General features: G+C 60.1%; 27 protein-coding genes. 9 read left to right on the top strand and 18 right to left on the bottom strand.

The features are described 5' to 3' along the window. Positions 1-508 (top strand): NAD(P)H-dependent oxidoreductase (locus tag RDL77_RS22500; protein ID WP_288194777.1); only part of this gene is annotated, 508 nt, incomplete at its 5' end. Positions 509-517: 9 nt separating this feature from the next. Here RDL77_RS22500 and RDL77_RS22495 read toward each other — a convergent pair. Continuing rightward, positions 518-1417: a LysR family transcriptional regulator gene (locus RDL77_RS22495; protein ID WP_288194776.1), complete on the bottom strand. Its 900-nt coding sequence runs from the start codon at positions 1415-1417 to the stop codon at positions 518-520. A gap of 102 nt (positions 1418-1519) precedes the next feature. Here RDL77_RS22495 and RDL77_RS22490 point away from each other — a divergent pair, with 102 nt between their 5' ends. Then, positions 1520-2509: a zinc-dependent alcohol dehydrogenase family protein gene (locus tag RDL77_RS22490; protein ID WP_288194775.1), complete on the top strand. Its 990-nt coding sequence runs from the start codon at positions 1520-1522 to the stop codon at positions 2507-2509. Between the two features lie 20 nt (positions 2510-2529). Here the strand turns inward: RDL77_RS22490 and RDL77_RS22485 are convergent, their stop codons facing one another. Continuing rightward, positions 2530-3423: an SDR family oxidoreductase gene (locus RDL77_RS22485; protein WP_288194774.1), complete on the bottom strand. Its 894-nt coding sequence runs from the start codon at positions 3421-3423 to the stop codon at positions 2530-2532. A 123-nt stretch (positions 3424-3546) separates the two neighbouring features. Here RDL77_RS22485 and RDL77_RS22480 point away from each other — a divergent pair, with 123 nt between their 5' ends. Next, on the top strand, positions 3547-4527 hold the full coding sequence (locus tag RDL77_RS22480) for an AraC family transcriptional regulator (RefSeq protein ID WP_288194773.1): 981 nt from the start codon (positions 3547-3549) through the stop codon (positions 4525-4527). Here RDL77_RS22480 and RDL77_RS22475 read toward each other — a convergent pair. Beyond that, a complete protein-coding gene (locus RDL77_RS22475) occupies positions 4510-7269 on the bottom strand; it encodes an autotransporter domain-containing protein (protein ID WP_288194772.1) in 2760 nt (919 codons plus the stop codon). The two genes, RDL77_RS22480 and RDL77_RS22475, sit on opposite strands and share 18 nt — an antisense overlap. 346 nt (positions 7270-7615) lie before the next feature. On the opposite strand from RDL77_RS22475, the gene RDL77_RS22470 reads away from it, so the two are divergent. After that, complete coding sequence (locus RDL77_RS22470; protein ID WP_288194780.1) at positions 7616-8233, top strand: LysE family translocator; 618 nt, start codon at positions 7616-7618, stop codon at positions 8231-8233. A gap of 22 nt (positions 8234-8255) precedes the next feature. Here the strand turns inward: RDL77_RS22470 and RDL77_RS22465 are convergent, their stop codons facing one another. Then, positions 8256-8918, bottom strand: coding sequence for a response regulator transcription factor (locus RDL77_RS22465; protein ID WP_223611607.1), 663 nt, complete (start codon positions 8916-8918; stop codon positions 8256-8258). 415 nt (positions 8919-9333) lie between these two features. On the opposite strand from RDL77_RS22465, the gene RDL77_RS22460 reads away from it, so the two are divergent. Then, positions 9334-10764 carry a hybrid sensor histidine kinase/response regulator gene (locus RDL77_RS22460; protein WP_288194771.1) on the top strand — a complete coding sequence of 477 codons (1431 nt, stop codon included), beginning with the start codon at positions 9334-9336 and terminating at the stop codon, positions 10762-10764. A 4-nt stretch (positions 10765-10768) separates the two neighbouring features. Here RDL77_RS22460 and RDL77_RS22455 read toward each other — a convergent pair whose 3' ends face one another. From RDL77_RS22455 to RDL77_RS22440, 4 genes are all read right to left on the bottom strand, one after another. After that, entirely contained in the window at positions 10769-11122 is a 354-nt protein-coding gene (locus RDL77_RS22455) for a hypothetical protein (RefSeq protein WP_223611609.1), read from the bottom strand. An 85-nt stretch (positions 11123-11207) separates the two neighbouring features. Continuing rightward, complete coding sequence (guaA, locus tag RDL77_RS22450) at positions 11208-12770, bottom strand: glutamine-hydrolyzing GMP synthase (RefSeq protein WP_288194770.1); 1563 nt, start codon at positions 12768-12770, stop codon at positions 11208-11210. A 129-nt stretch (positions 12771-12899) separates the two neighbouring features. Further along, a complete protein-coding gene (locus RDL77_RS22445) occupies positions 12900-13229 on the bottom strand; it encodes a type II toxin-antitoxin system HicB family antitoxin (protein ID WP_223611611.1) in 330 nt (109 codons plus the stop codon). Beyond that, a complete protein-coding gene (locus tag RDL77_RS22440) occupies positions 13226-13372 on the bottom strand; it encodes a type II toxin-antitoxin system HicA family toxin (RefSeq protein ID WP_308526420.1) in 147 nt (48 codons plus the stop codon). Before RDL77_RS22440 ends, RDL77_RS22445 begins: the two co-directional genes overlap by 4 nt. Here RDL77_RS22440 and RDL77_RS22435 point away from each other — a divergent pair. Next, entirely contained in the window at positions 13310-13546 is a 237-nt protein-coding gene (locus tag RDL77_RS22435) for a hypothetical protein (RefSeq protein ID WP_308526421.1), read from the top strand. The genes RDL77_RS22440 and RDL77_RS22435 overlap by 63 nt on opposite strands. On the opposite strand, the gene RDL77_RS22430 is transcribed toward RDL77_RS22435, so the two are convergent. The 4 genes from RDL77_RS22430 to katA all read right to left on the bottom strand — a co-directional run bounded on the left by RDL77_RS22430 (position 13541) and on the right by katA (position 17590). Continuing rightward, positions 13541-14185, bottom strand: a complete 645-nt coding sequence (locus RDL77_RS22430; RefSeq protein ID WP_374042783.1) for a 5'-methylthioadenosine/S-adenosylhomocysteine nucleosidase — start codon at positions 14183-14185, stop codon at positions 13541-13543. The genes RDL77_RS22435 and RDL77_RS22430 overlap by 6 nt on opposite strands. A gap of 1 nt (position 14186) precedes the next feature. Further along, positions 14187-14645, bottom strand: coding sequence for a TspO/MBR family protein (locus RDL77_RS22425; RefSeq protein ID WP_223611613.1), 459 nt, complete (start codon positions 14643-14645; stop codon positions 14187-14189). Positions 14646-14688: 43 nt separating this feature from the next. Then, positions 14689-15978 (bottom strand): RsmB/NOP family class I SAM-dependent RNA methyltransferase, encoded by a 1290-nt coding sequence (locus tag RDL77_RS22420; protein WP_288194768.1) that lies wholly within the window; start codon positions 15976-15978, stop codon positions 14689-14691. 115 nt (positions 15979-16093) lie between these two features. After that, positions 16094-17590 (bottom strand): catalase KatA, encoded by a 1497-nt coding sequence (katA, locus tag RDL77_RS22415; RefSeq protein WP_288194767.1) that lies wholly within the window; start codon positions 17588-17590, stop codon positions 16094-16096. 146 nt (positions 17591-17736) lie between these two features. On the opposite strand from katA, the gene RDL77_RS22410 reads away from it, so the two are divergent. Continuing rightward, complete coding sequence (locus RDL77_RS22410) at positions 17737-18666, top strand: hydrogen peroxide-inducible genes activator (protein ID WP_288194766.1); 930 nt, start codon at positions 17737-17739, stop codon at positions 18664-18666. A 35-nt stretch (positions 18667-18701) separates the two neighbouring features. Here RDL77_RS22410 and RDL77_RS22405 read toward each other — a convergent pair whose 3' ends face one another. Then, complete coding sequence (locus RDL77_RS22405; protein WP_288194765.1) at positions 18702-19127, bottom strand: MAPEG family protein; 426 nt, start codon at positions 19125-19127, stop codon at positions 18702-18704. A 55-nt stretch (positions 19128-19182) separates the two neighbouring features. Beyond that, positions 19183-20064, bottom strand: a complete 882-nt coding sequence (locus RDL77_RS22400) for a LysR family transcriptional regulator (protein WP_288194764.1) — start codon at positions 20062-20064, stop codon at positions 19183-19185. A 124-nt stretch (positions 20065-20188) separates the two neighbouring features. Between RDL77_RS22400 and RDL77_RS22395 the strand changes: the two genes are divergently transcribed. Then, on the top strand, positions 20189-21247 hold the full coding sequence (locus tag RDL77_RS22395; RefSeq protein ID WP_288194763.1) for an SDR family oxidoreductase: 1059 nt from the start codon (positions 20189-20191) through the stop codon (positions 21245-21247). A gap of 20 nt (positions 21248-21267) precedes the next feature. Here the strand turns inward: RDL77_RS22395 and RDL77_RS22390 are convergent, their stop codons facing one another. The 3 genes from RDL77_RS22390 to RDL77_RS22380 form a co-directional block, all read right to left on the bottom strand. After that, positions 21268-21807 carry a DinB family protein gene (locus RDL77_RS22390; protein ID WP_288194762.1) on the bottom strand — a complete coding sequence of 180 codons (540 nt, stop codon included), beginning with the start codon at positions 21805-21807 and terminating at the stop codon, positions 21268-21270. A gap of 16 nt (positions 21808-21823) precedes the next feature. Further along, positions 21824-23329, bottom strand: a complete 1506-nt coding sequence (gene guaB / locus RDL77_RS22385; protein WP_223611621.1) for an IMP dehydrogenase — start codon at positions 23327-23329, stop codon at positions 21824-21826. Between the two features lie 176 nt (positions 23330-23505). Continuing rightward, complete coding sequence (locus RDL77_RS22380) at positions 23506-23925, bottom strand: lysozyme inhibitor LprI family protein (RefSeq protein ID WP_288194761.1); 420 nt, start codon at positions 23923-23925, stop codon at positions 23506-23508. A gap of 178 nt (positions 23926-24103) precedes the next feature. On the opposite strand from RDL77_RS22380, the gene RDL77_RS22375 reads away from it, so the two are divergent. Beyond that, on the top strand, positions 24104-25423 hold the full coding sequence (locus RDL77_RS22375) for a chloride channel protein (protein ID WP_374042784.1): 1320 nt from the start codon (positions 24104-24106) through the stop codon (positions 25421-25423). On the opposite strand, the gene RDL77_RS22370 is transcribed toward RDL77_RS22375, so the two are convergent. Then, entirely contained in the window at positions 25408-26322 is a 915-nt protein-coding gene (locus tag RDL77_RS22370) for an MBL fold metallo-hydrolase (protein WP_374042782.1), read from the bottom strand. The two genes, RDL77_RS22375 and RDL77_RS22370, sit on opposite strands and share 16 nt — an antisense overlap. Positions 26323-26509 lie beyond the last annotated feature (187 nt).

Here is a 26509-nt window from a genome sequence, read left to right as displayed (position 1 = left end):
CCTGCGCCGCGGCGGCCCCCCCCGCCCCGCCCACCGCGCCGCTGTAGCGGCCCTGATCCTCCCCCGCCCCCGGGCGGCCCCGCCCGCCGATGTCGCCGCCGAACAGGCGCGGATCGACCGTGCCGATGCTGTGGTGCTGGTCTTTCCCGTCTACTGGTGGTCGATGCCGGGACTGCTCAAGGGATGGATCGACCGGGTCTTTTCCAATGGCTGGGCTTTCGACTTCAGCCTGGACGGCGGCCTGGAAAAGAAGCTCGGCCACCTCAAGGTGCATCTCATCGGCGTTGGAGGCGCCGATGCGCGAACCTATACCCGGCGCGGTTACTTCGATGCCATGAAGACGCAGATCGATCACGGCATCTTCGATTATTGCGGTGCCTGCGTCGTCACGTCGGAGCTGCTGCTCGATTCTGAAACGCAGGATCCGGCAATACACCTCGACAGGGCGCGAACCATTGGCAGCAGGCTGTTTGAAGCATCGCCGCTATGCGGAATGCAGGCAGCCTGAGGCCGCCGTTCACCCCATCAGCCGGGGCAAAGCGGCGGCGAGTGCATCCACGGCCAGGCGGACCCGCAGCGGCAAATGCGGCACCGGCAGCCACAACGCATAGGCGTCGTAGAGATAATCCGGCTGATCCGGCAGCAATTGCACAAGTGTTCCCGCGGCAATCCGGTCGCGGATGAGCCAGGACGGCAGCCAGGCCAGCCCCATGCCGGCCATGGCAGCGTCGGCAATGGCGTCAAGGTCATCCAGCCGCACGCGATTGACCGGCATCGCCTCGGCCGGCGGCTGGTCGCCGCGCGGGAACAGCCATGGGCGGATGCGGCCCGACCGGCGATACATGATGGCCTGGTGCCCGGCAAGGTCGTCGACCGCCCGTGGTTCGCCATGGTTCGCGATATAGGCCGGCGCGGCGCAGACAACCATATGCTGGCGGGCGATCCGCCGCGCAATCACGCCGCCCCTGTCGTCGGGAGTGCCGGTCCGGATGGCAAGGTCATATTCGTCCTCGGCGAGATCGACGAAGCGGTCGCTCAGCGACAGGTCAAGTTCCAGCATGGGATATTGCCGGGCGAGCCCGAGCAATACGGGGGTGACGCAGTGCCGGCCGAAATGCGCGGGCATCGTCACCCGCAACCGACCGCGCGGTTCGGACAGCTGATCATCCGCGAGCGCATCCGCGGCCTCCGCTTCGGCCAGTATCACCCGGCAACGTTCATAATAGGCACGCCCGAAATCGGTCAGGTTCTGGCGGCGTGTCGTGCGGTTGATCAGGCGTACGCCCAGCCGCTCTTCCAGAAACCGGACATGTTTACCGACCATCGGGCCGGACAGGCCAAGCGCGTCCGCAGCCGCGGCAAAGGAGCCGAGATCAACGGCCCTGACAAACACGGCCATGCTGGCGAGGCGATCCATATTCGAAACTCCTGGTTTCTACAGAACTTCATTATGCGCTATTTATCCGCATTTCTCCTGCTGGCATAGCCTATTCAGTTCAAATGGTTTGGAGTTATGACTATGGCACGCGTTGTTCGTTTCCATGAATTCGGCGGTCCCGAAGTTTTGCGCATCGAGAATGTCGAGATTCCCCAGCCCGGCCCGGGCGAGGTTCAAATCCGCGTCAAGGCCTTGGGGCTGAACCGTGCCGAAGCGCTTCTGCGTACCGGCACCTACATCGAGACGCCAGTTTTGCCATCCGGTCTTGGCCTTGAGGCAGCGGGCATCGTGGAAGCGATTGGCGAAGGCGTCGAGAACTTTGCGCCGGGTGATACGGTCAGCATCATACCGCCCAAATCGATGGTGCGCTGGCCGGCCTATGGTGAACTGGTGACCTTCCCCGCCGGATCGGTTGTCAAACACCCGCAAGGGCTCAGTTGGGAAAAGGCGGCGGCGCTGTGGATGCCTTACCTGACCGCTTACGGCGCGCTGATCGACATCGCCAAGCTGCACCGGGGAGATTTCGTCGTCATCACCGCGGCCTCAAGCAGCGTGGGACTTGCGGCGATCCAGATTGCCAACAGGGTTGGCGCGACGGCCATTGCCGTCACGCGCACCTCCGGCAAGAAACAGGAGCTGCTGGCTTTCGGCGCCGCCCATGTCATTGCCGCCGCCGAAGAAGACCTGGAGACGCGGCTGAAGGACATCACCGGGCCGGACGGCGTGCGCGTGGTGCTCGACCCCATCGGCGGTCCGATATTCGGCCCGCTGACCGCTGCCATGGCACCGGGCGGCATCCTCGTGGAATATGGCGGCTTGAGCCCGGAACCGACCCCTTTCCCGCTGTTTACGGTGCTGAGCAAATCCCTGACGCTGCGCGGCTATCTCGTGCACGAGATCATTGCTGATCCCGCTCGGCTGGAAGCAGCCAAGGCTTTCATCCTGGACGGGCTGGCATCCGGTGCCCTGCAGCCGGTCATCGCCAGAACCTTCCCGTTCGACCAGATCGTCGATGCGCATCGCTTTCTGGAATCGAACGAGCAGTTCGGCAAGATCGTCGTGACGGTTTGAAGGGCTGGAGCCTCCGTCCCCTACATTTCGAAATAGCGCGGCCGGTCGAGATCGGACATCAGCCCGGACTGGTTCGGCTGCCAGTTCAACAGTTCGCGGGTTCGTGCGCTTGCGGCATGAGCGCTCATGCCGGCAAAGACGGCGAACCAACCGAAATGTTCGGCCGCCGCCTCCGGAGTCTTGGCCACAACAGGCACATTCAGCCGGCGGCCGATCAGTGTGGCGATGTCCTTGAACAGCACACCCTCCTCGGCAACCGCATGATAACGGTCGCCGCCTGTCCCCCGTTCAAGGGCAAGCCGGTAGACGGAAGCCGCATCCAGCCGGTGCACCGCGGGCCAGCGGTTGAGCCCTTCGCCGACATAGGCAGACACGCCCTTTTCGCGCGCGAGGTTGATGAGGTGCGGTACGAAGCCATGGTCGCCGTCACCATGAACCGACGCAGGAAGACGAACCACCGACGCGCGCACTCCATCCGCCGCCAGCGCCGCAGCGGTCGCTTCCGAAACGCGGGGCACAGCCGCGGAAGCCGGGCCGGGCAGGTCTTCTTCCGTCGCCGGGCGATCCCGTCCCAGATGCGCCATTCCCGTGGTGACAAGCAAGGGGCGATCCGAGCCTTTGAGCACAGTGCCAAGTGTCTCGATGGCGCGGCGGTCCATCTCGCAGTTCTGCGCGAATTTCGAGAAATCATGATTGAACGCCGTGTGGATCACCCCATCTGCGGCGGCGGCGCCATCGCGCAGGCTTGTTAGATCGTCGAGATCGCCGCGATGCGCCTGCGCGCCGAGGGCGGCAAGTGATTTGGCCGCCGCGTCCGTGCGGACAAGGCCGAGCACCTGATGGCCCGCCTTGACGAGTTCCTCCACGACGGCAGAGCCGACAAAGCCGGTGGCACCGGTAACGAAGACACGCATTCCACTTCTCCATTTTAAAATGAAATGACCGCAATCACGGCCGTAGTGGAGAAGATAGGCGGTTGGAGAAATACGATCTATGCTGTAAAGTCCGCATTATCTTCGCAATCGTCCGGAATGACCATGGACCCGCTCTCAGACGTCCTGTCCCTGCTGAAACCGCATAATTACATGTCCGCCGGCTTCGATGCCGGGGGTGAATGGTCGATCCAGTTTCCGGAAAGCCGGGACAGTATCAAATGCGGCGCCGTGGTTTCCGGTCAATGCTGGCTGTCCGTGGGGGGCGTTGCCGATGCCGTGCACCTCGGCACGGGCGACTGCTTCCTGTTGCCGTACGGTCGGCCGTTTCGCCTGGCAAGCGATCTGACTTTGTCGTCCGTCGAGGCTGTCACGGTTTTTTCCGCTGCGCGCAATGGCGGCATCGCCGTGCATAAAGGCGGCGGCGATTGCTTTCTTGTCAGCAGCCGTTTTGCCCTGACCGGCAATCATGCAAGCGTCCTGTTGGGAATGCTGCCGCCGATCGTGCACATCCGCAAAGACTCGGATCAGTCCGTGCTGCGCTGGCCCGTGGAACTGATGATGCGGGAGTTGCGCGAACGGCAGCCCGGCGGCTTTCTCCTCGTGCAGCACCTGGCCCATATGATGCTGATCGAGGCGCTGCGACTGCATCTGGCCGGAGGATTGCAAGGCGGCGTCGGCTGGCTGTTCGCTCTGGCGGATAAGCAGATGGGCGCGGCGATCAACGCCATGCATGAGAATCCGGCGCGCCACTGGACGTTGCAGACACTGGCGGAACGGGCCGGCATGTCGCGCTCAACCTTTGCACTCAAATTCAAGCAGACCGTCGGAAAGTCCCCCATGGAATATCTGACACGCTGGCGCATGCTGGTGGCGGGAGACAGGCTGGAGAATTCAAGCGATCCCGTGTCCGCCATTGCCCTGTCACTGGGTTATGACTCCGAAAGCGCCTTCAGTACTGCCTTCAAACGGGTCATGGGCTGTTCGCCGCGCCAATACGGCCATAGCGGGAGGACCGCCTTATCATCGGAGAGCCCCCTCGCATCGCCCCTCGTGCGGCGTGCCCTTTCAGAATCGCCAGCTTAGATCACCACGCACCCCATGCGCCTGCACCGCAGACGACATCTGGCCGGTATAGGAAACACCCAGCGTGACAGCCTTTGTCAGCGAGAAATCCAGTCCGGCTTCAGCAACGAGAGCATCCCGCGCAACGGGTGAACCCTCGACCGGGAATGGCGCCCCTCCGGCCAACGCGAATGTTGTATCCGGAGCAACGTCGCCAAAGGCATGCTGCCATCCAAGCATTCCCCTTGCCGCCAGCTTGGCCGTGTCACCGACGGGAATATCCGTCCGGGCACGCAGGCCCAGCGTTGCATAGACGTTGTCATCATTGTCGCCGCGGGATTTGAGCCCTGCAGCCCCGCTTTCCCCGATGCCGTCGGTGTGAAGGTTTGCATAGGCGAGACCTGCGAATGGCTCCAATGCCACACGGTTGTAATCGAAGGCATAGCCTGCCTCCCCGAAAACCTGCACCGTTCTCGCGGCGTAATCGGCAGCGGATGCACCAAATGCCGTGGAACGGCTTGTTTCCACCGCGTGCCACGTGTGGGCCGCGCCAAAACGCAAGGCCAGCGCATCCATCTGCGTAGCGGCATAGGCAGCGATCGTATAGCTGTCGACGGATGCCGAGGACGCGCGTGCCGGAGCGTCAAGCGAACTGCTGCCATATCCTCCGGCAAAGCCTGCGCGCCATGACTGCCCGAATTCTCCATCGGCCCCCATATAGAATCCACCCGAGGAGCGCTCGAGCTTCGCAGCATTCGCATTGCCCGACAGGTGTCCCCATGAACCGTAGGCCTGCCCCCAGACCGCCGAGGACGCATCGGGTGCGGCCGGAATCTGACCACCCGGACCGTAGGCCAGAAGAGGCATCGACGGAGACGGAGCAGCCCCCGATGCCGCGCGCAGCCGCGCGGAGATGACATCCCGGGCAAACCGGCTTTCGTCGAGCAGTGCCGATTTGACGCTCGAATGGATTTCACCGGAGAGCTTGTCGAATATTGTCTGCGCATCATGGGCATTCGACCCGATAATCAGGTCGTAGATGGATGCGGCGGGATTGCCTGTCCCGGCAGTACCGGACAGCACCAGCCCGCCGAAACTTTCCACACCGGCACCCACCGATCTCTGGTTCTTCGTCGTGCCAATATCGGCAAAAGCCGTCTTGTTCCGCAAAACGTTCAGATAGACATTGGTGGCATCGTAGCCGAGTGTCAGGTCGAGGAAGGCGTAGTCAGCCTGCACACGGCTGAACGTTCCGGTGAGCCCGCCCGAAGCAAGGATCGTGTATCGGGCATCACCGCGAAACGTGCCCGGATTGAGGAAAGCATCAACTGTGCCACCGTCAAGCTGCGCCGTGCCCGTCACGTCGACACGGCTGGTACCCGCCGCTGCGCCGATCTTGACCCGCATGCTGGCATCGGCGGATTGGTGATAGTTGCCATCAATTGTCAGCGTTCCGCCGGCGCCACCCCAGCCGCCATAGACGATGCCCTGGTTGTCGACATTCCCGTAAATGATGCCGTCTCCGGAAAGGGCCCCGCCACGACCTACCAGCGTATCGGATGCGATACTGCCTGCCAGCGCCAGAGTGCCGCCATCAATCCGGGTTTTGCCGGCATAGGTGCTGTCGCCAAACATCAACAGCGTGCCATCACCCGATTTGACCAAGCCGCCTGCGCCAGTAATGTCGTTGAACCATCTGCTCTGACCGCCGTCAAATTTGACGTTGAAATCGCCCCAATCAAATTTCCCCGGCCCGAGCACGGCACGACCGGCATCGAGAAGCCCGTATCCGTAGACATCATCCACACCGGGAGCGCCAATGTCGAAAGCGGTTCCTAGCAGAACCTGCCTGACCTGATCCATCGTCATGTAGGGGAACATCTGTTTGACCAGGGCTGCGGCACCGGCAACGTGCGGAGCCGCAAAGGACGTTCCACTCATCGCCTGATACCCGCCTCGTCCGTCCACGGTAATGACGGCATAAGCGGGCGCGGCCAGACACCAGTTTTTGGCAACACCACACTGATTGCCATATTCATAATCATAACCGGTCACTGCCAGCCAGCCGCGTTCCAGCTCCGGAATGAGATAGGGCAACCCAGCGTCAATGGAGGGCTGGCTACGACTGTCGTTGCCGGTTGCCCAGATCATCAGGGTGTCGTTGGCTACGGCGTGCCTGTACGCGGCGATTTCGGCCTTGTACATCGAAGAGACGACGTCGGGCGTATAATCCGTGATTCCAGCTTCTGAGCCATAGCTGTTGTTGATGATATGCACGTTGCGGGAAACCAAACCATATATTCCAGCGACGACAGCCTTTGCATCGATATATCCGTCTTCCTCTTCAGCATTCACGGCAACGATCGTCGCGCCTGGCGCAACACCATGCATTCCCTTGCCATCCCTGTTTGCTGCGATGACACCTGCGACCGCAGAACCGTGCGTCACCGAGTTTGAATCGATATACCAAGGCTTGTCGGGCTGGACGGTGATCCCTTCTTCATAGCGTCCGGCAAATTCCGGGTGATCTCTGGCAAAACCTGAATCGATAACGCCAACTTTAACACCGCTGCCGTCCACGCCCATGGCATAGGCATAATCGGCGAAAATGTAATCGAGCCAAAACTGGGTCTTGTATTCAGGTGTCCGCCATGTCTCTGGATCGGTGGGATCACCTGCCGTTTGCGCGAATGCTGTCCCGGAAAAACATACGCTTAAAAGCAACACGGCAACGTGCTGCCGGCACTTGCTGGCAAGTTTCATGGTCGTTTCCCCCAGCTCCACCGTGCCCCCCCCTGGGAACGACAGCACAACTTCTAATTGTTGGAGGGATATAGTCCAGCGATTCGATCAGCCATACGGCATTTGCCGTATTTCGTGCCATACAGAGGGCAGGGAAGCTCCCCGCGCTTTCCGTTGCAGACTGTTAACCCTGTCGTTCTGTTCCGGCGCCCATGCTGTCGAAGTACGACGAGTGCCGTATGTTCCCTGCGCGTTTCCGGCCGTAATTGTCCCTCCGCATGATGTCGTCGCTTGGTTCGATCAATGTCGCGATCGACCAAAATCGCTCCGGATAATGAGAGCGGTCCCATCTGCCGGAGGAATAATGATGTTGCCGCTCGAACAACTGATGCCATTTGTCCTGGCAACATTGCTCTTTGCCTGCATGCCGGGGCCAGCGATTCTCTACATGACCGCCCAGACGCTGACGCATGGAACCGGTGCCGGGCTGAAGGCTGCCTGCGGTATTCATCTCGGCTGTTACGTGCACATTGTCGCGACGGCGCTGGGCTTGGCAGCACTCCTTCACAGCGCACCACTGCTTTACACGGTGATCAAGTTTGCTGGCGCCGCCTATCTCGTCTGGCTGGGCATCACCATGTTCATGGGCGGAAAAGGCGGGCATAAAGACACCGTTTCCACGGGTCCCGGTGTTTTTCGCGACAGTGTCGTCGTTGAGGTCCTCAACCCGAAGACGGCGCTATTCTTCCTGACATTTCTGCCACAGTTTATCGACGCCAATCTGAGTGCTCCAGTCTGGCTGCAGTTTCTGCTGCTTGGCATCATCGTCAATCTCGCCTTTTCAGCGGCGGACGTTGCGGCTGTGGGCATCGCCTCGGTCACGCTTGGCCGTATGACGAAGGCTGGATCAGGATGGATTGTTCCAAAGGTCTGCGGGTCCATTCTGATTGGTCTGGGCGTCACATTGGCAACCAAGAATATCTGACGGGACACGGCCTTGCTGGCGTTCAACCGGCGGACAGTCCAAGACGGATGGCATAGGCCGTCAGTTCGGCTCCACTGTGCAGATTGAGTTTACGCATGAGGTTTTCGCGATGTTTGCGTGCCGTGAGCGGACTGATCCCGAGACGCTCGGCAATATCACGTGTGGAGATGCCGTGAGGAATAAGGGTCAGGATTTGCTGCTCGCGCCGCGTCAGTTCGACGGGAGACGCAATAGCAGGCTTGGGCTCATGGAAACCGTCTCGCTTGCCGTGCTGGTCGACGGCAAAACGCACCTCGTCGGCAACATAGGGTTCGCCGCATCGCATGGCCTCGATGGCGGCCAGAAATTCTGTCGCGTCGCCGCTTTTCGTCAAATAGCCGTTCGCGCCGGCATCAAAGGCGGCGCGCACAGAACGCGGTTCCAGATTTGCCGTCACAATCAGAATCTTCAGCTCGGGCCAGGCCGCTCGCACATTCCTGATGAACTGAAATCCGTTCACGCCCGGCATGCCAAGGTCAAGAATGAGAAGATCGGCGGCCGTTTCCCGGAGCAGGCGGTCGACCGTGTCGCCATCCGCCGCTTCGCCGGCAACCGTCACGCCGTCGATGGTCGAAAGCAGGAGCTTGAGCCCTTCACGCACAAGAGCATGATCGTCAGCAAGGATGACCCGCGAAAACTCGAGCATAAGGCGTACCTTCTTGTTAAAAAACCAACGGCGTGCATCATGCTCGCATTCCCGAGCCAGAGTTAAAACAGCAATGAGAATTGATCAACATTTACAGCCTCATCTTATCGATCTTTTATACCGACAATCTTACGCAGTATTATTTGCCAACTTCATTATTCCCCTTCCGGTTTTGTATGTTCTCTGGAATTTTGTACAAAGCGAGCTTCTTGTGTCGTGGGTGGGGGCGATTTACTGCCTGACAATCGCTCGTGTCCTGACATCAAGACGCTATTTCGGGCGCCCTAAATCCGAGGCGGAACAAGCCGGCACGGCTTTGTCTTCCTGGGCCTGGCGTTTCACGATCCTGTCGTGGGCATCGAGCGCATTGTGGGGTTTGCTTGGCTGGTACGGGTTTTTATCGGCAGAGCCGCAAATGCAGGCTTTCACCACCATCGTGCTCACCGGCCTGGTATGCGGCGCCATTCCATCGCTGTCCGCATTTCCGCCGGCCTATGCGGGTTCGCTGATTGCCATGCTGTTGCCTATGGCAATCCGCGCGTTGACGGCGGAAGCAGCAATCAATGACGTTTATCTGGTGTTTGTTGTTTGCCTTGCCGGTGTCAATCTTTACTACAGCCGCGTGTCATACAAATCGATGGTCGAGACCGTTCTGCTGCGTTTCGAGAACATGACACTCATTACCCAATTGAAGGAAGAGCGGGACAAGGCCCGGGCGGCCGATCGCGCCAAGTCGCGTTTTCTGGCTGCGGCAAGCCATGACCTGCGCCAGCCCCTGCACGCGCTCAGCCTTTTCAATTCGACGCTCGCCACACTGGGCGAACGGGGCGACGTCCGCGGTGTAGACGCACGCACGCTGGCGAAGCGGGTAAAATCGATCACGGGAAACCTCAGCGGCTTGCTGAATGCATTGCTCGACATGTCGCGCCTGGACGCCGGCATCGTCACAAGCGCAAAAGAACCCGTCTCACTGTCGCGCTTGTTCGATGATCTGCATGACGAATTCAGCGGAACCGCGCGGGAGCGCAACCTCGAATGGCGTCTGGCTGATCGCGATCTCTGGGTCTACACCGACCCGATGATGCTGCGGCGTATCCTGGCAAACCTCCTCACCAACGCATTCAACTACACCGACCACGGGAAAATTCTTCTGGGTTGCCGCAAGCGCGGTTCAAATGTCGAGATACAGGTGCTCGATACCGGTATCGGCATTCCTCCCGACCAGCAGGAAACGGTGTTCGACGAATTCCACCAGTTGAACAATCCGGCGCGGGATCGCGACAAGGGGCTGGGTCTTGGTCTGGCAATCGTCCGCCGTACGGCACAATTGCTCGGTCATCCCTTGAGGCTCGTGTCGCGGGAGGGACGCGGTTCGATGTTCTCGATCCTTGTTCCGCTGACATCGCGCCCGCCGGCGTCTCTCCCCGCGCGGCAGGTTGCACTTTCCGGCTCTCTCTGCATCATGGTGGTCGATGATGAACCGGATGTTCTTGACGCCATCACTCAACTGCTGACGGTGCTGGGGCATAGGGTTTACGCGGACAAATCTGCGGCAGCTGTGATACGGCTACACGCTTCGGCACCGGAACGGACGCCGGTGGATTTGATCATCGCCGATTACAGACTGGCGGCAGGAACAACCGGATTGGAGGCGATTGCCGACCTGTTCAACCATCTGACCTACACGGTTCCGGCACTCCTGCTGACAGGCGATACATCCCCGTCCGTCCTGAAACAGATAGCCGAAAGCGGCCTGCAAATGCTCAACAAACCCGTCGATGGCGACGCTCTTCAGGCCGCTATCGACAAAGCCGCGCACCGGAACATGCCTCAGAGCCTTTCCTGATCAGCTATGATGGTATGATGCGGACCTTGTACGTGCCTACTTTGGGCGAGGAACCGGTAATCTGCAGCTCATTGTTTTCAAACTGGAAATGCGAGGACGTGACCCGGAATTCCGTATGGACGAAGACGGGATTGAGCTCGCCCTTCTCGGCAAACCGCACGGACGAAACATCGTCGTCGCGAAAGCTGAGATATACCCGCGTGTGTTCATGTGCCAGCCGCGCGCTTTGAAAGATAACATCGGCGTCGAAACGGCACCGCTCACCCCGATCCCGGTTGATGCCAAAATGCTCGATGAAATTGCCCATAGCCTCAAAATTCCTGGCTATGTTTGCACTGTCCTGCTCGGAGTCGTTCATGATTGCCCTTTCGTGTGGCGCCGAACGATTAAATCACGGCTTCGTCGCGCTCCCGCCAAAAGGACACGATGGCCGTCAATTTTTCTTACTCCCACTCGATCGTGCCTGGCGGCTTCGAGGTGACGTCATAGACGACGCGGTTGATGCCCTTGACTTCGTTGATGATCCGCGTGGCCGCCTGGCCAAGGAAGCTCATATCGTAGTGGTAGAAGTCGGCTGTCATGCCGTCGACGGAAGTGACGGCACGCAGGGCGCAGACGAATTCGTAGGTCCGGCCGTCGCCCATGACACCGACGGTCTGCACCGGCAGAAGCACGGCGAATGCCTGCCAGATCACATCGTAAAGGCCCGCCTTGCGGATTTCATCGAGATAGACCGCATCGGCCTCACGCAAAATCTCCAGCTTCTCGCGGGTGATGCCGCCGGGGCAGCGGATGGCAAGGCCGGGACCGGGGAACGGATGGCGACCGATGAAGGAATCGGGCAGTCCGAGTTCCTTGCCAAGCACGCGTACTTCATCCTTGAACAGCTCACGCAGCGGCTCGACCAGTTGCATGTTCATGCGCTCGGGCAGACCGCCGACATTGTGGTGCGACTTGATGGTCACCGAAGGGCCGCCGGTGAAGGAGACGCTTTCGATCACGTCCGGATAGAGCGTTCCCTGTGCGAGGAAATCCGCGCCGCCAAGCTTCTTGGCTTCTTCCTCGAACACTTCGATGAACAGGCGGCCAATGGTCTTGCGCTTCTTCTCCGGATCGGATTCGCCTTCCAGCGCGTCGATGAAACGGTCCTGCGCGTTCACGAGGATGAGCGGCAGGTTGTAATGCTCGCGGAACATGGCAACCACATCGGCAGCCTCGTTCTTGCGCATCAGACCGTGGTCGACAAGAATACAGGTGAGCTGCTCGCCAACCGCTTCATGGATGAGCAAGGCAGCGACGGAGGAATCAACGCCGCCCGAGAGGGCGCAGATCACCTTCTTGTCGCCAACCTGCTTGCGGATCGCGGCGACGGCCTGTTCGCGATAGGCGGACATGGTCCAGTCGCCCTTGATGCCGGCAATGCGATGCACGAAATTCTGCAGGAGCTTGGCGCCATCGGGCGTGTGCACCACTTCCGGATGGAACTGCACGGCATAGAATTTCTTGGCTTCGTTGGCGATAGCCGCGAACGGCGCGCCGGTCGATGTGCCGACAACCTTGAAACCGTCGGGAATGGAAACGACGCGGTCGCCATGGCTCATCCAGACCTGATGGCGTGTCCCCTTGGCCCAGATGCCGTCGAACAGGGCGCATTCTTCCTGAATGTCGAGGAAAGCGCGGCCGAATTCGCGGTGATGGCCGCTCTCGACCTTGCCGCCAAGCTGCGCGCACATGGTCTGCTCGCCATAGCAGATGCCGAGAACCGGGATGCCCGATTCAAACACGGCCTGCGGCGCGCGCGGGCTGCCGATATCCACGGTGGAATGCGGACTGCCGGAAAGAATGACCGCCTTCGGCTTGATGCGGCGGAATGCTTCGTCAGCGGATTGGAAAGGAACGATCTCGGAATAGGCACCAGCTTCGCGCACACGGCGTGCAATCAGCTGCGTTACCTGGCTGCCGAAATCGACGATGAGGACTGTATCGGGATGAGTGGGTGTGTTCATGGCGGGCCTTTAAAGCAATTGCCGAGTCGATGCAATGGGTCACTCCACCACACGCGGATGCCAATTGCATTTGTTCACAATTTGAGAGGAATCATCCTTGTGTTGTGGTGTTTGTTCGTATCCGAACCTCTAGCGCAACGATCGCTCCAACGTCATGACAACCCATTTGTTGAGACTCACCCCGGCGCGGCGCGCGGCACTGGAAATGGCCTTGTGCAGGACCGGTTCCGCACGCACGACAAACTGACCGGAAAATGGCTTCTCCGGCTCCTCGCCACGCTCGGCGCAAAAGGCCAGATAATCCTCGATGGAGCCGGCAAGCGCTTGCTTCAGCTCTGCCGCAGATGTTCCCTGAAAGGTAATGACGTCGCGAAGATTGATAACCTCACCGTGGAAAAGAGAAGCATCTTCATCGTATTCGATAACCGCTTCATAGCCTTTGTAATGCATCGTACTCATGGTCTTATCTCCGCTTCCAGCAGAAAGCGCCTCACTGATTTCACCGCGCCCTTATCCGTTTCCTTTTGCGGATGCGGTCGATGAAACACCGCGCGGATGCCATTCAGGGCGATACGAACCCGCGAGCCCTGCCCTTCCGTAATCTCGCCTCCACAAGCGAGGATGAGCGCCTCAACATCCCGCCAAGCAATACCTGCACGCACGGGTTCGGCAAAAATGGCGGCAAGCGTCGCCCGATGCTTCCGGTTGAGATCCACATAATGATATCACTTTTCAGTATCAATAAAATAGTCGATAAGAAAATCAAAAAATTATAGCGTGATCGCCCCGGCCTCCAGCGCATGGCCCATGGCTTCCACGGCCAGCGCCAGTTTTTCGTCGATCACATGCAGATATTCCGTCCAGTCACCAACATGGCGCAGGTCGGCAGCACCGTCGGAAATGCCGCGCAGCCCGATCAACGGCAGGCCAAAACGCTGGCAGGCGCGCAATATGGCAAAAGTTTCCATCTCCACCATATCCGCATCGATCCGGTCATAGGCGCTGCCCGAGACGATGTTCGCGCCGGTTGAAAGCGATGCTTCCCTCACGCCTGGGATGCGCAGCGGCAAAGGCACGGTGACCGGCAGATCGAGAAACGGCGTTGCCCCCTTGGTGAAGCCAAGCGGCGAAGCGTCCATGTCGCGATAGGAGACGCTTGTCGCCTGGTAGACTTCGGCCTGCTCCAGCGTCCGCGACCCGGCTGATCCCAGCGATACAACGAGGTCCGGTACGATTTCATCCCGTTCCAGCGCCGCCAGATTAGCCGCAAGGCTGACCGCCGCCTCCACCGGCCCGACACCGGTCATCAGCGGTCGGAACAGCCGCTGCAGATGCGCCCCATACTCCGCATCCACCGCCATGACGAACAGCACCTGTTTGCCGCCAATAGCGGCCAGTTGATAGGGCAAGCTCATGTCAGGACACCGGATTGAGCAGATACAGCGATGCGTTGAGAAGCGTGGCGAAGGCGACCCAGACGAGATAGGGAATGAAGATGACAGCCGACGATCTATCGGGCTCCCATGTCACCCGGATGAAGGCGATGATCGAGACCAGCAAAAGCGCGATGACCAGCAAGGCAAATCCCATCTGCTGGAAGCCGAAAAAGGTCGGAGACCACAGGAAATTCAAGACGAGCTGCGCCCACCAGAATTGCTGGGCGGAGGTCATATCGAGATCCCACACCCGCCACCCGGCAACGGCGATCAGGACATACAGGATCGTCCACACCGGTGCAAAAATCCAGTTCGGCGGGTTGAATGAAGGCTTGACCAGCCCGGCATACCATTCGCCCGGCAGCGTGATATAGCCGATGGCAAGACCGCCACCGACAGCCAACACGAGAAACAAGAGAAACCCTACGGACCGGGACATGGAAGAACCTTTCCTGCGGACAATGTCGCGGATGGTTGTACCGCTATTTCTCGCGTCTGAGAACAGAAATGAAGAAGCCGTCTGTCGACGTCGACAATGGCGACAGGATCGTGTTGCCATCCTTGAACAAAGGCCCGAGACCGTCGCTCGCCGACACCGCCTCCTGCCAGAGCGGGCGGGTATCGACCGGGGTATAATCAGGGTTTGCCCCCAGGAACGCAGCGACCTGCTGGCCGTTTTCCGGCGCAAACAGCGAACAGGTGATGTAGACCAGCCGCCCGCCCGGTTTCACATAGGCCTTGGCCGCGTCAAGCACCTCACGCTGTTCCACTTCGCGCCGTTCCAGCTGCTGCTCGCTGAGGCGCCACTTTGCGTCCGGCCGGCGCCGCCAGGTGCCAGAACCGGTGCAAGGCGCATCGACCAGAACGAGATCCATCTGGCCTTCAAGCGGAATGAGTTCGCTGGAATTGGCGTGGGCCTGGGCATTGCGCACCCCTGCCCGTTTGAGCCGGTCAAAAATGGGGGCAAGCCGGGCACGTTCCGCGTCATAGGCGTGAATCTGCCCCTTGTTGCCCATCTGGGCCGCCAGCGCCAGCGTCTTGCCGCCAGCTCCGGCGCAGTAGTCGAGCACCTGTTCGCCCGGCCTGGCACCGCTGAGTTTGGCGGCGATCTGCGAGCCGAGATCCTGCACCTCGAAAAGGCCACGCTGGAAGGCCGGTTCCGCCTGCACGTTCGGATGACGGCCCATGGCGCGCAGCGGCGGCACCCGCACGGCGGTTTCCAGCAGCGGCGCAGCGCTGGCTCCGGCGCGAACCAGTTCCTTCAGCACCTTTTCGCGATCGGCCTTCAGCGTGTTGACGCGCAGATCGACCGGCGGGCGGTCGCTGAGGGCAGCGGCTTCACCCACCCAGGCATCGCCGAAAATCGCCTGGAAATGCGGCACAGACCATTCTGGCGTGTCGGCGCGCACATGATCGGGCGCCGCTGCGAGGTCACGCTCCAGCCAGATGGCCATGCGGTCGGCTTCGAGCGGTGCGGGCGCAAACTTGTCACCATCCAGCGCGGCATTGATTTCATCGATAACCAGTTCGGCATCGGACAGGAGCACGCCAAAGGCAATATGACGGGCCGCGTTGCTGTCCATGCGCCAGCCGAGCGACAATTTGCGCCGCAAGGCGTCATAAACGATATTGCCGATGACCGCGCGGTCACCCGCACCGGCAAAGCGGTGCGACAGTCCCCAATCCTTGAGCGCATCGGAAGCCGGGCGTTTGCGGGTCTCAATATCGTCCAGTACTTCGATTGCCGCCTGCAGGCGTCCGCCAAGTCGCATGGGAATTCCTTCTTTTTGTCTACCGGCTTCGCATACATGGCAAAGCCAATAAAAGAAAGCCGGAGCATCACGCTCCGGCTTTCACATTGAACAACAAAGTTGTTGCAGGCAGCGATTACTCGGCCGCGGCGTGCTTTTCTTCGTTGGAAATCGCGTTGGCTTCATAGCCATGCGCTTCCTTGAGGGCAGCCCGCACGCCGGCTTCATACGCGGGATGAACGCGCTTGAAGTGCGCCAGCTGCCGCTCGATGATAGCGCCGGGAACACCGCCCATTGCCGCGGCAATGTTGGAGAACAGGCGCGTACGCTGACCGGCGTCGAACAGGTTGAACAGTGCCGTCACCTGACCGTAGTCATCGTTGCCGATGCGGTGGTTGTAGCGATCCGCACTGCCGGAAAGAGCCAGCGGCGGCTCTTTTGCCGATGGCTGCTCGACGGCGCCCGAGAAGCTGTTGGGCTCGTAATAGGCATCGACATTGCCGGTCTTCTGGCCAAAGAAGTTCATCTGGCCATCCTTGTGGTAGTGATGGACCGGGCACTTCGGCTGGTTGACGGGCAGTGCTTCATAGTGCGTGCCAAGGCGGTAGCGATGCGCATCCGCATAGGAGAACACACGTGCCTGCAGCATCTTGTCCGGCGAATGACCGATGCCGGGAACGACGTTCGACGGCGAGAAGGCAGCCTGCTCGATCTCGGCGAAATAATTGTCGGCATTGCGGTTGAGTTCCATGACGCCGATTTCGATCGGCGGGAATTCAGCATGCGGCCAGACCTTGGTCAGGTCAAACGGATTGTAGGAAGTCTTTTCCGCATCGCTTTCGCTCATGATCTGAACCTGGACGGTCCATTTCGGGAATTCGCCGCGTTCAATACCGCCAAACAGCTCTTCCTGATAGGTTTCGCGTGACTTGCCGATGAGGGTCTCAGCTTCCGCATTGGTATAATGCTTGTGGCCCTGCTGGGTCTTGAAGTGGAATTTTACCCAGAAGCGCTCGCCATTGTCATTCCAGAAGGAATAGGTGTGCGAGCCGTAACCGTTCATGTACATCGGCGCGACCGGCAGGCCGCGATCCGACATCAGGATGGTGACCTGGTGCAGGCTTTCCGGCGACAGCGACCAGAAATCCCACATGGCGGTGGCCGAACGCATGTTGGTGCGTGGATGACGCTTCTGCGTGTGGATGAAATCAGGGAACTTCAGCGGATCGCGCACGAAGAACACCGGCGTATTGTTGCCGACCAGATCCCAGTTGCCTTCGCTCGTGTAGAATTTGAGGGCGAAACCGCGCACGTCGCGCTCGGCATCGGCAGCGCCAAGTTCACCGGCAACCGTGGAAAAACGCAGCAGCAGCGGCGTTTCGGTGCCCGGCTGCAAGGCCTTGGCCTTGGTGTAGCGGGAGATATCGCCGGTGATCTTCAGCGTGCCGAATGCGCCCCAGCCCTTGGCGTGAACAACACGTTCCGGGATACGTTCACGGTTCTGGTGGGCAAGCTTTTCAAGCAGCTGATAGTCGTCCAGGAGAACAGGACCGCGTTCGCCCGCAGTCCTCGAATTCTGATTGTCTGATACCGGTGCACCGGCAGTTGTTGTCAACGTCGGACGGTCAGCCATTGGCTTCTCCTTGAATTTCGTTTTTGACACTATTTTCAGAATCGCACGGCGCGCGGGCTCTCTGCGATCTCGGGGGCGACCATAGAACTATTCCAATCATAGTTTCCAATTGAATTTAGAATTATTATTGATAGGATTTGGTTATCATGTTTTCCGTCCGTCAGATGCGCTATTTCGATATCCTCGCCACCACTCTGCATTTCCGCAAGGCCGCAGAACTCGCACGCATTTCGCAGCCGGCGCTTTCGGCGCAGATCGCGGAGATGGAGCAGCGGCTGGGAACACCCCTGTTTGAGCGGACGCGCCGCACGGTGGTTCTGACCGATATGGGCAAGCGGCTTTTGCCGCGGGTTCGCGGCATCCTGAACGGCATCCGATCGCTGGAAGAACTGGCGTCGCAGCGGCGCGGCATTCTGCAGGGCCGCCTGCGGCTGGGGATCATCCCGACCATAGCGCCCTATCTCCTGCCCATTCTCATTCCGGAACTGCGCGCAGCCTACCCTGAGCTGACCATCGAGTTGCGCGAGGCGGTGACGTCAAAACTGGTCGAGGATCTGCGGCTCGGCGATCTCGACGCGCTGATCGCCGCCCTGCCGATCGACAGCGATGGCATTGTCGCCAAACCGCTGTTCCGCGACCGGTTTCTGATTGCCACGTCAAGCAATGATACCGACATTCTCACCTCGCCGATGACCCAGGAGAGTGTGGCGCTGGAACGGCTGCTGCTGCTCGAAGAAGGCCACTGCCTGCGCGATCAGGCCCTGGCGGTGTGCACCAGCGTCAAGCAGCGGCAGCTGGTCAATTATGGCGCCACCAGCATGACAACCCTGCTGCAGATGGTCAGCCATGGCATGGGCCTGACGCTGATCCCGGAAATTGCCGTGCGCACGGAGGCCAGCCGAAACAATGTGCGCATCCTTGCCTTTGCCGATCCCGAACCCTCGCGGGAGATCGGCCTGATCTGGCGCCGGCAAAGCGAAAGGCGCGACGATTTCGAGGCCCTTGCCGCTACGATTGTCGAGTGCGGCAGGCGATTGCTGATCTCAGCCGAAGAGCTGGACGATCTGGCGGCTTAGTTCCTGGCCGTTCCCCGCAATCCCTTCACCGCTTTCTAAGCCGTTGCGGGTATCGCCAGATGCAGCGCGAGAATGACCCAGAGAATACCGTTCAAGAGATAGCCGATGGTGAAAATCGGCTGGCGCAGCCTCAAACGGTTCGACGTCACATGCACGACGGTGTGGGCGATGCGTGCTGCCACAAACAGCCAGGCAACAATGACGGCAAGAAACGATGAGCCATTGACCACATAAAGCGAAATGCAGACGGCGTAGAACAGGACGGGCAGTTCATAAAGATTGATCAGGTTGCGGATCACCGTGACGCTGACCTCCGGCTCCTTCAGCGGCAGCTTGAAATCGCGGGGCGACGCCTGGCCGCTTTTGACCGCCTCCATCCGGCGAAGGAATACCAGGCCGTAGACGATATAGATCAACGCGGTCAGTGCGATCATCGGCCAGAAAATTGCGGTCTGCGACATGGGGTCCTCCAACGTTGGCGCATCTTACGTCTACGTTCATTTTTTCCGCAAGCTGTTAATTCAACCCGGGAATTCCGGACAAGCCAGCCGCGAGATGATCGACAAACGCCTGTACCTTGCGCGGCAGAAACTTTGCCGAGGCATAGACCACGTGCATATCCATGGGGGCATAGCGGTAAGCGGGCAGCACGCGAACCAGCGTGCCGTCGTCGAGAAACGGCTGGACCAGCGGCACCTGCGCCCCGCCAATGCCCACGCCCGCACACAAAGCCTGATTGAGCACAAAAGCGTTGTTGGCGAGAAAGCCTGATTTGACCGGCACGACAATCGGCCCCTCCGGGCCGATCAGCGGCACCGCCTCGCCCTGCGGCGACCAGATGAACCTGACATGCTGATGCTCTGACAGTTCCTCCGGCAGCAGGGGGCTGCCATGGCGCGCGAGATAATCCGGCGAAGCCACGAGAATACGCTCGAACGTCGCCAGTTTCCGTGCCACCAGCCCGGAGGAGGCGAGTGCGCCGAACCGGATGGCAACGTCCACACCCTCGGCCACCAGATCGGCAAAGCGGTCATCGAGAATGAATTCGACAGTCAAATCCGGGTGCTGGCGCTGAAAATCGATCAGCATCGGCGTCAGGTGCATCTGGCCGAACCCGACAGGCGCATGCACGCGAAGGTTGCCTTGAACCGAAGCTGTGAGGCCAGCCACCGCCTCTTCCGCCTCCTCGACGGTCTGCAGGATATGCCGCGCCCGCTGGTAATAGGTCTCGCCGCTGTCGGTCAGGGCCAGCTGGCGTGTCGAGCGATGCAGAAGCCGCATGTTCAGGTGACGCTCCAGCGCCGCCATCTGCTGGCTGACGGCCGGTTGCGTGAGCCCCAGTTCCCGCGCCGCCGCCGACAGAGAGCCAAGCTCCGCCACCCGTACGAACGTCTTCATTGCAGCAAAGCGGTCCACTCATCACCTCAAATATTTTCTTATGAATGATATCACAATTGATAGACTACGCAAACATATGCAAATGGATGATGCTGACGGCACCAACCAATATGGAGCTGTTGAAATGACGCAGGACATGAAAAAGGCCGTGATTGTGGGTGCCAATGGCATCATCGGTGGCAACCTCATTGCATATCTCAAGGAATTGGGTGACTGGGAGATTGTCGGCCTGTCCCGGCGCGGCGGGATTGCAGATGGCAGGCTCAGCCACATCGCCGTCGATCTGCTTGATGCGGCGGATGCCAAGGGAAAGCTCGCGCACCTCACCGATGTCACCCATATCTTTTATGCGGCCTATCAGGACCGTCCGACCTGGGCGGAGCTGGTGCCGCCGAACCTTGCCATGCTGGTCAACGTGGTCAATGCCGTCGAACCCATCGCACCCGGCCTCCGGCACATCAGCCTCATGCAGGGATACAAGGTCTATGGTGCACATCTCGGCCCGTTCAAGACCCCGGCGCGCGAGAGCGATGCCAATCACATGCCGCCGGAATTCAACATCGACCAGCAGGATTTTCTCGAAGCCGCACAAAAGGGAAAACGCTGGACATGGTCCGCGCTGCGCCCGTCGGTCGTTATCGGATACGCGCTGGGCAACCCGATGAACCTCGCCTCGGTAATCGCCGTCTACGCCTCGATGTCCAGGGAACTTGGCATTCCCCTGCGCTTTCCCGGAAAGCCCGGAGCCTATGACAGCCTGCTTGAAATGACCGATGCCGGTCTGCTGGCGCGGGCGACGGTGTTCATCGCCACCGATCCGGCTGCAGGCAATCAGGCCTACAACATCAACAATGGCGATCTCTTCCGCTGGAGCGAGATGTGGCCGAAAATTGCCAAGTTTTTCGATCTGGAGGTTGCCCCGCCCCTGCCCATGTCCCTGAATGTGGTGATGGCCGACAAGGAACCGCTCTGGGATAAAATGATTGGGAAGCACAATCTTGCGGCAGTCCCCTACAGGGATGTCTCGTCATGGGGATTTGGCGATGCGGTGTTCGGCTGGAATTACGATTTCTTCGCCGACGGCAGCAAACTGCGGCGCGCCGGCTTCCACGACCATATCGATACGGAAGAAATGTTCCTGAACGTCTTCCGCGACTTGCGGGCGCGGAAGATTATTCCGTGAACTGACCCCCTTGAGGGAGGTCAAGTCGCGAAAGGTTCGCCCTTCCGGCGCGCAACATCGTAGTTCAGGAAAAACTCATCAAGCTGCGGCGGGGGCACTTTTGTTCCCGCCAGCATCGCATGCGCCTGCCCGCGATGATGAATCTGGTGCACGAACAGATGGGACAGAACAAGCCGGATCGGCTCCTGTGAAACCTGCCCGTCCTGCCATTCGATCATAACGATCCGGTCGAGATCCGGCGCACTCAGACTGTCGCAAAAGGCGATCAGATCGGCGTCGAACGCCTCCTGCGCTTCTCGGAGATCAGCCAGTTTGGGAAAGGGAATATCCTCGACGAGGCTGATGTTCTTGCGGCCGACGCCGGTCATGTCAGCCAGATAGATGTGATCGACAATGAGATTGTGATTCAACGTCATCTGCAGCGACGGGAAGAAACTGGTCCGCTCCTGCACAAATTCGGCATCCGTCAGCCCCGCACAGGCGCCGAGCAGCCGATGGTTCGACCAGGCGCTGTTGCGCGCCATGGCCGAGAAGTGGTCGCGGAGGGCGTTGTCAGACATGGCCTCCGCGCCCCGATCAGTTGCCGCCGGGATAGTTCGGGCTTTCGCGCGTAATCGTCACGTCGTGGGTGTGGCTTTCCCGCAGGCCCGCATTGGTGATGCGGACAAAGGTCGCCTTGTCGCGGAACTCTTCCAGGTTCTTGGCACCGACATAGCCCATCGATGCACGAAGACCGCCGGCAAGCTGGTGCAGTACGCCCGACACCGGCCCCTTGTACGCCACCTGGCCTTCAATGCCTTCCGGCACAAGCTTGAGCTCGTCGCGGACTTCCGCCTGGAAGTAGCGATCCGCCGAACCGCGGGCCATTGCGCCGACCGAACCCATGCCGCGATAAGCCTTGAAGGAACGGCCCTGGTAGAGATAGACCTCGCCGGGGCTTTCCTCGGTTCCGGCAAGGGCAGAACCTGCCATGGCAGCAGCGGCACCGGCCGCAAGCGCCTTGGCGAAATCGCCGGAATATTTGATGCCGCCATCGGCGATGACCGGAACACCGGCCTTGTGCGCGGCTTCCACGGCCGACATGATGGCGGAAAGCTGCGGCACGCCGACACCGGCAACGATGCGCGTGGTGCAGATCGAGCCCGGTCCGATACCGACCTTGACCGCATCGGCACCCGCATCGATCAGCGCCTGCGTGCCCGCAGCCGTTGCAACGTTACCGGCAATGATGCGCACGGCGTTCGACATCTTCTTGGCGCGGGTGACCGCATCCAGGACACGCTGCGAATGGCCGTGAGCGGTATCGATGACGAGCACGTCGACGCCGGCGGCAATCAGCCGTTCGGCGCGCTCGAAACCGTCTTCGCCGACGCTGGATGCAGCGGCAACCCGCAGGCGTCCCTGTGCATCCTTGGCGGCATTCGGATTCAGCTGCGACTTTTCCATATCCTTGACGGTGATCAGGCCGACGCAATGACCCTTGCTGTCCACCACCAGCAGCTTCTCAATGCGGTGCTGGTGCAGAAGGCGCTTGGCTTCCTCGTGCTGGACATTGTTTTCGCGCACGGTGATGAGGTTTTCACGCGTCATCAGCTCGTAAATCTTCTGATTGGGATCGGACGCAAAGCGCACGTCGCGGTTGGTCAGAATGCCAACGAGACGGCCTGGCTTGCGGCTGCCCTCGCCGGCGTTCTCGACCACCGGAATGCCGGAAATGCCATGGGCGCGCATCAATGCCTGCGCATCGGCAAGCGTAGCGTCCGGGCCGATGGTGACCGGGTTGACGACCATGCCGGATTCGAACTTCTTGACCTGCCGGACCTCTTCGGCCTGCAGCTCCGGTGTCAGATTGCGATGGATGACGCCCATGCCGCCAGCCTGAGCCATGGCAATGGCAAGGCGCGACTCGGTGACGGTGTCCATGGCAGCGGAGAGCAGCGGCAGGTTCAGTTCGATATCGGGAGCAATGCGGGTGCGAATGTCAGTCTGGCCGGGCATGACCTCGGAATGACCCGGCTGAAGCAGGACATCGTCAAATGTCAGTGCCAGCGCGCCCGTCGCGGATTCAACAATTTTTGCCATAACCAATTCCTTAAAATGCGACAAGCGCACCACGATGGCGGTGCGCCGAGTCAGTAATGTTCCGGTGAATTGGCACGGGCTGGTAACATGGATATGTCGGTTTGGAAAGGTGGAAACGTATTTATTCCGCAATCAGCGATACGCGATCTCCCTCTAGGGGTGGATGGATGCCGCGCCTACTGCGCATAATATTGAAGTTCCTTGATGCGCGCCCGCACGGCGTCCACATTCAGCGCCTCAATATCCATGCTGGCAATGGAACCCCGGTCGGCGCGCCATGGGCCGTTGTCGGCCTTGATCTGGGCCTCGCGCCACGCCACCCATTTGCGCTGCGCATCGCGAATCTGTTTGGCTGATTCCGGATCGACCGATGCTAGGACTTTCTTGTAAATCTCGTTGAGCTGCTTGTCATAGGCGACAAAGGCCTTGTGCGAGCAGTCGACCATTCCTGCGGTCGTCTGCCCTGCCGGACTGTTCAGACATTCCGTCGCCGCCTTGTCGATCGGATCAACCTTTTCCTCCGGTGAAGCGGCGACCGCCGACGACACAGCCCCGAGCGACAGTGAGACACAAAGCATGGCAAAGAATCGTTTCATGACGTCCTCCTTGGTGGCAAAATGCCCTATGCATCTTGGCAGCAAAAGGGTGAATTGTTGAGACTGGCCCATCGCTTTCCCCCATGTTAGGACCATACGATCCCTTGGACGGTTGAACGCAGGAGATGTGGTGCGCCCGATTTACCGAAAAGTTTCCTTCCTGCGCCGGTCCCGTGCCATGTGGGGCAACACGCGGGTCTGGCGGCCGCGCCTGGTGTTCTGGGCGGGGGCGGTTGCCATTGGTGTGATCAGCGTCCTCTTCGCCAAGCTGGCGGATCTTGCCCAGGAAACGTTTCATGGCGTGATCGGAACCAGCGGCTGGACGACATTCCTGCCCTTGATCATCACGCCGCTCGGCTTCATTTTCTGCGCCTATATGGCCTACAGTTTCTTTCCCAATGCCCAGGGCAGCGGCATTCCGCAGGCCATCGCGGCCCGCCATCTCAACGATCACGAGGATCGCGTCAGGCTGCTTTCCCTGCGCATGGTTTTCGGCAAGATCCTTTTGACCGTTGTCGGCCTGTTTACTGGAGCCTCCATCGGGCGTGAAGGCCCCACAGTCCAGGTCGGCGCGTCGCTGATGCTGCAGGTGGCCCGCTGGGGCGGCATGGCGCAGGCGCGCGGGCTCATCCTTGCAGGCTCCGCCGCCGGTATTGCCGCGGCGTTCAATACGCCGCTCGCCGGCATCGTCTTTGCCATCGAGGAAATGGGCCGCTCCTATGAGGCACGCACCAACGGCCTTGTTCTGACCGCCGTCATCCTCTCCGGCCTCGCCGCCATCGGACTTGTCGGCAACTATACCTATTTCGGTTCATCCGTTGCCGTCGTAACCAGCTTTTCCGACTGGCTTCTGGTGATCCTGTGCGGTGTCGGCGGCGGTGCATTCGGCGCCTGCTTCAGCGCCGGTGCCGTCAAGGCATTGCGCAGGATCAAGCGCTGGACGACACCCGATCCGTTTCGCCGTACCCTGCTGCTCGCCGCTGTGTGCGGTTTCGCCGTGGCGCTGATCGGGGTTGCTTCAGGCGGTACAACCTTCGGCACCGGCTACGAACAGGCGCGCGGCGCCGTGGAAGGCCATGCCCTGCCGTGGTATTTCTTCCTGGAGAAACTGCTCGCCAGTTTCCTTTCCATGGTTTCCGGCATTCCCGGCGGCATTTTTGCGCCCTCGCTGTCCGTCGGCGCGAGCTTCGGCAGCACGGTCGGTTTGCTCACCGGCAGCAATATCGGCCTCGCCGCCGTGCTCGGCATGGCCGGTTATTTCGCCGGGGTGGTGCAAGCGCCGATGACGGCTTTTGTCATCATTCTGGAAATGACCGGGAGCCATGACAGCGTCATCGCGCTGATGTGTACATCCATGCTCGGTTACGGCACGGCGCGCATCATCTCGCACGAACCGCTCTACCACGCCTTGTCACGGGTGTTCATTGCGGATGCGATCCGGCGCAAGCGCGCCGAAGCCGCGTCGGCAACGCCCGGACAGGGTCAGACATCGAACTGATAGGTCACCGGTACGAAACGGTAGCCGCTTCCCTGCCGGTCGAGATAACCAGCCGATGGGAAGGGCATGTGATAGCCGATGAACGGCACGCGGTCGGTGGCAATCATGTCGAGCACCCGCTTGCGCGTCTCGATGCCCTTGGCCCGGTCCGTATCGAAAGCCACCTCCCATTCCGGATGCTGTAAAGCAGCAACGTAATGATTGGCGGTATCGGCTGTCAGCACCAGACGCTTGCCCGCGGATTCCACATGGAAAATCATGTGACCGGGCGTATGGCCGTAGGCCGCTTCGCTGGTAATCCCTGACACAACCGCATCACCCGCCTTGATGAAGGTGGTCTTTTCCGCCAACGGTTTCACCTTGGCCGCAACACCCTTGGCACCTGCTTCCGCCGGCGTGCCCGCCCGGGCCGGATCGGTCCAGAAATCATATTCGATCTGCCCCGCGATATAGCGCGCATTGGCAAAGGCAGGCATTTCGCCGTTCATCAGGCCGCCGATGTGATCACCATGCATATGGGTGATGACAACGACACTCACCTGATCGGGCGTGTAACCCGCCGCTTTCATATTGGCTTCCAGCTGGCCGAAACCGTTGTCGCGCCCTGCAGCGCCAAAACCCGTATCGAACAGGATCAGTTCAGCACCGGTATTGATCAGCACCGGGGCAAAACCATTGACGAACTTTGTTTCGGGCAGAAAGTTGGCGCGCATCAGTTCTGCCACCTTCTCCTGCGACTGATCGGCACCGAAGGTGGGAAACGGGCCATCGGACAGGCGCAGGCCATCGAGAAGCGTGGTGACCTCAAATTCACCCAGCTTGAAGCGCTTGAAACCCGGCGACTTCACCGGCGAAAGCGGAACCGCCGCGGCGGCAGGATCCGGCATGACCTGCGACATGGCGAGCCCACCAGCTATCGCGCTCGACGCAAGAAACAGGTCGCGGCGCGAAATCTCGTATGCCGTCTTCTGCTTGAAAAAAAAAAAAAAACTACGGGAATACGTGTGAGAACTAGCACACACAAAGTAATGTATGACGAGTCGATTCCTTCTTCCTACAGGAATATCGTCTTAGGGTGCAAACGAA

It is taken from the genome of uncultured Phyllobacterium sp., assembly GCF_902479695.1.
Lineage (GTDB): Bacteria > Pseudomonadota > Alphaproteobacteria > Rhizobiales > Rhizobiaceae > Phyllobacterium > Phyllobacterium calauticae.
This window is presented reverse-complemented; position numbering and strand designations above follow the sequence as displayed.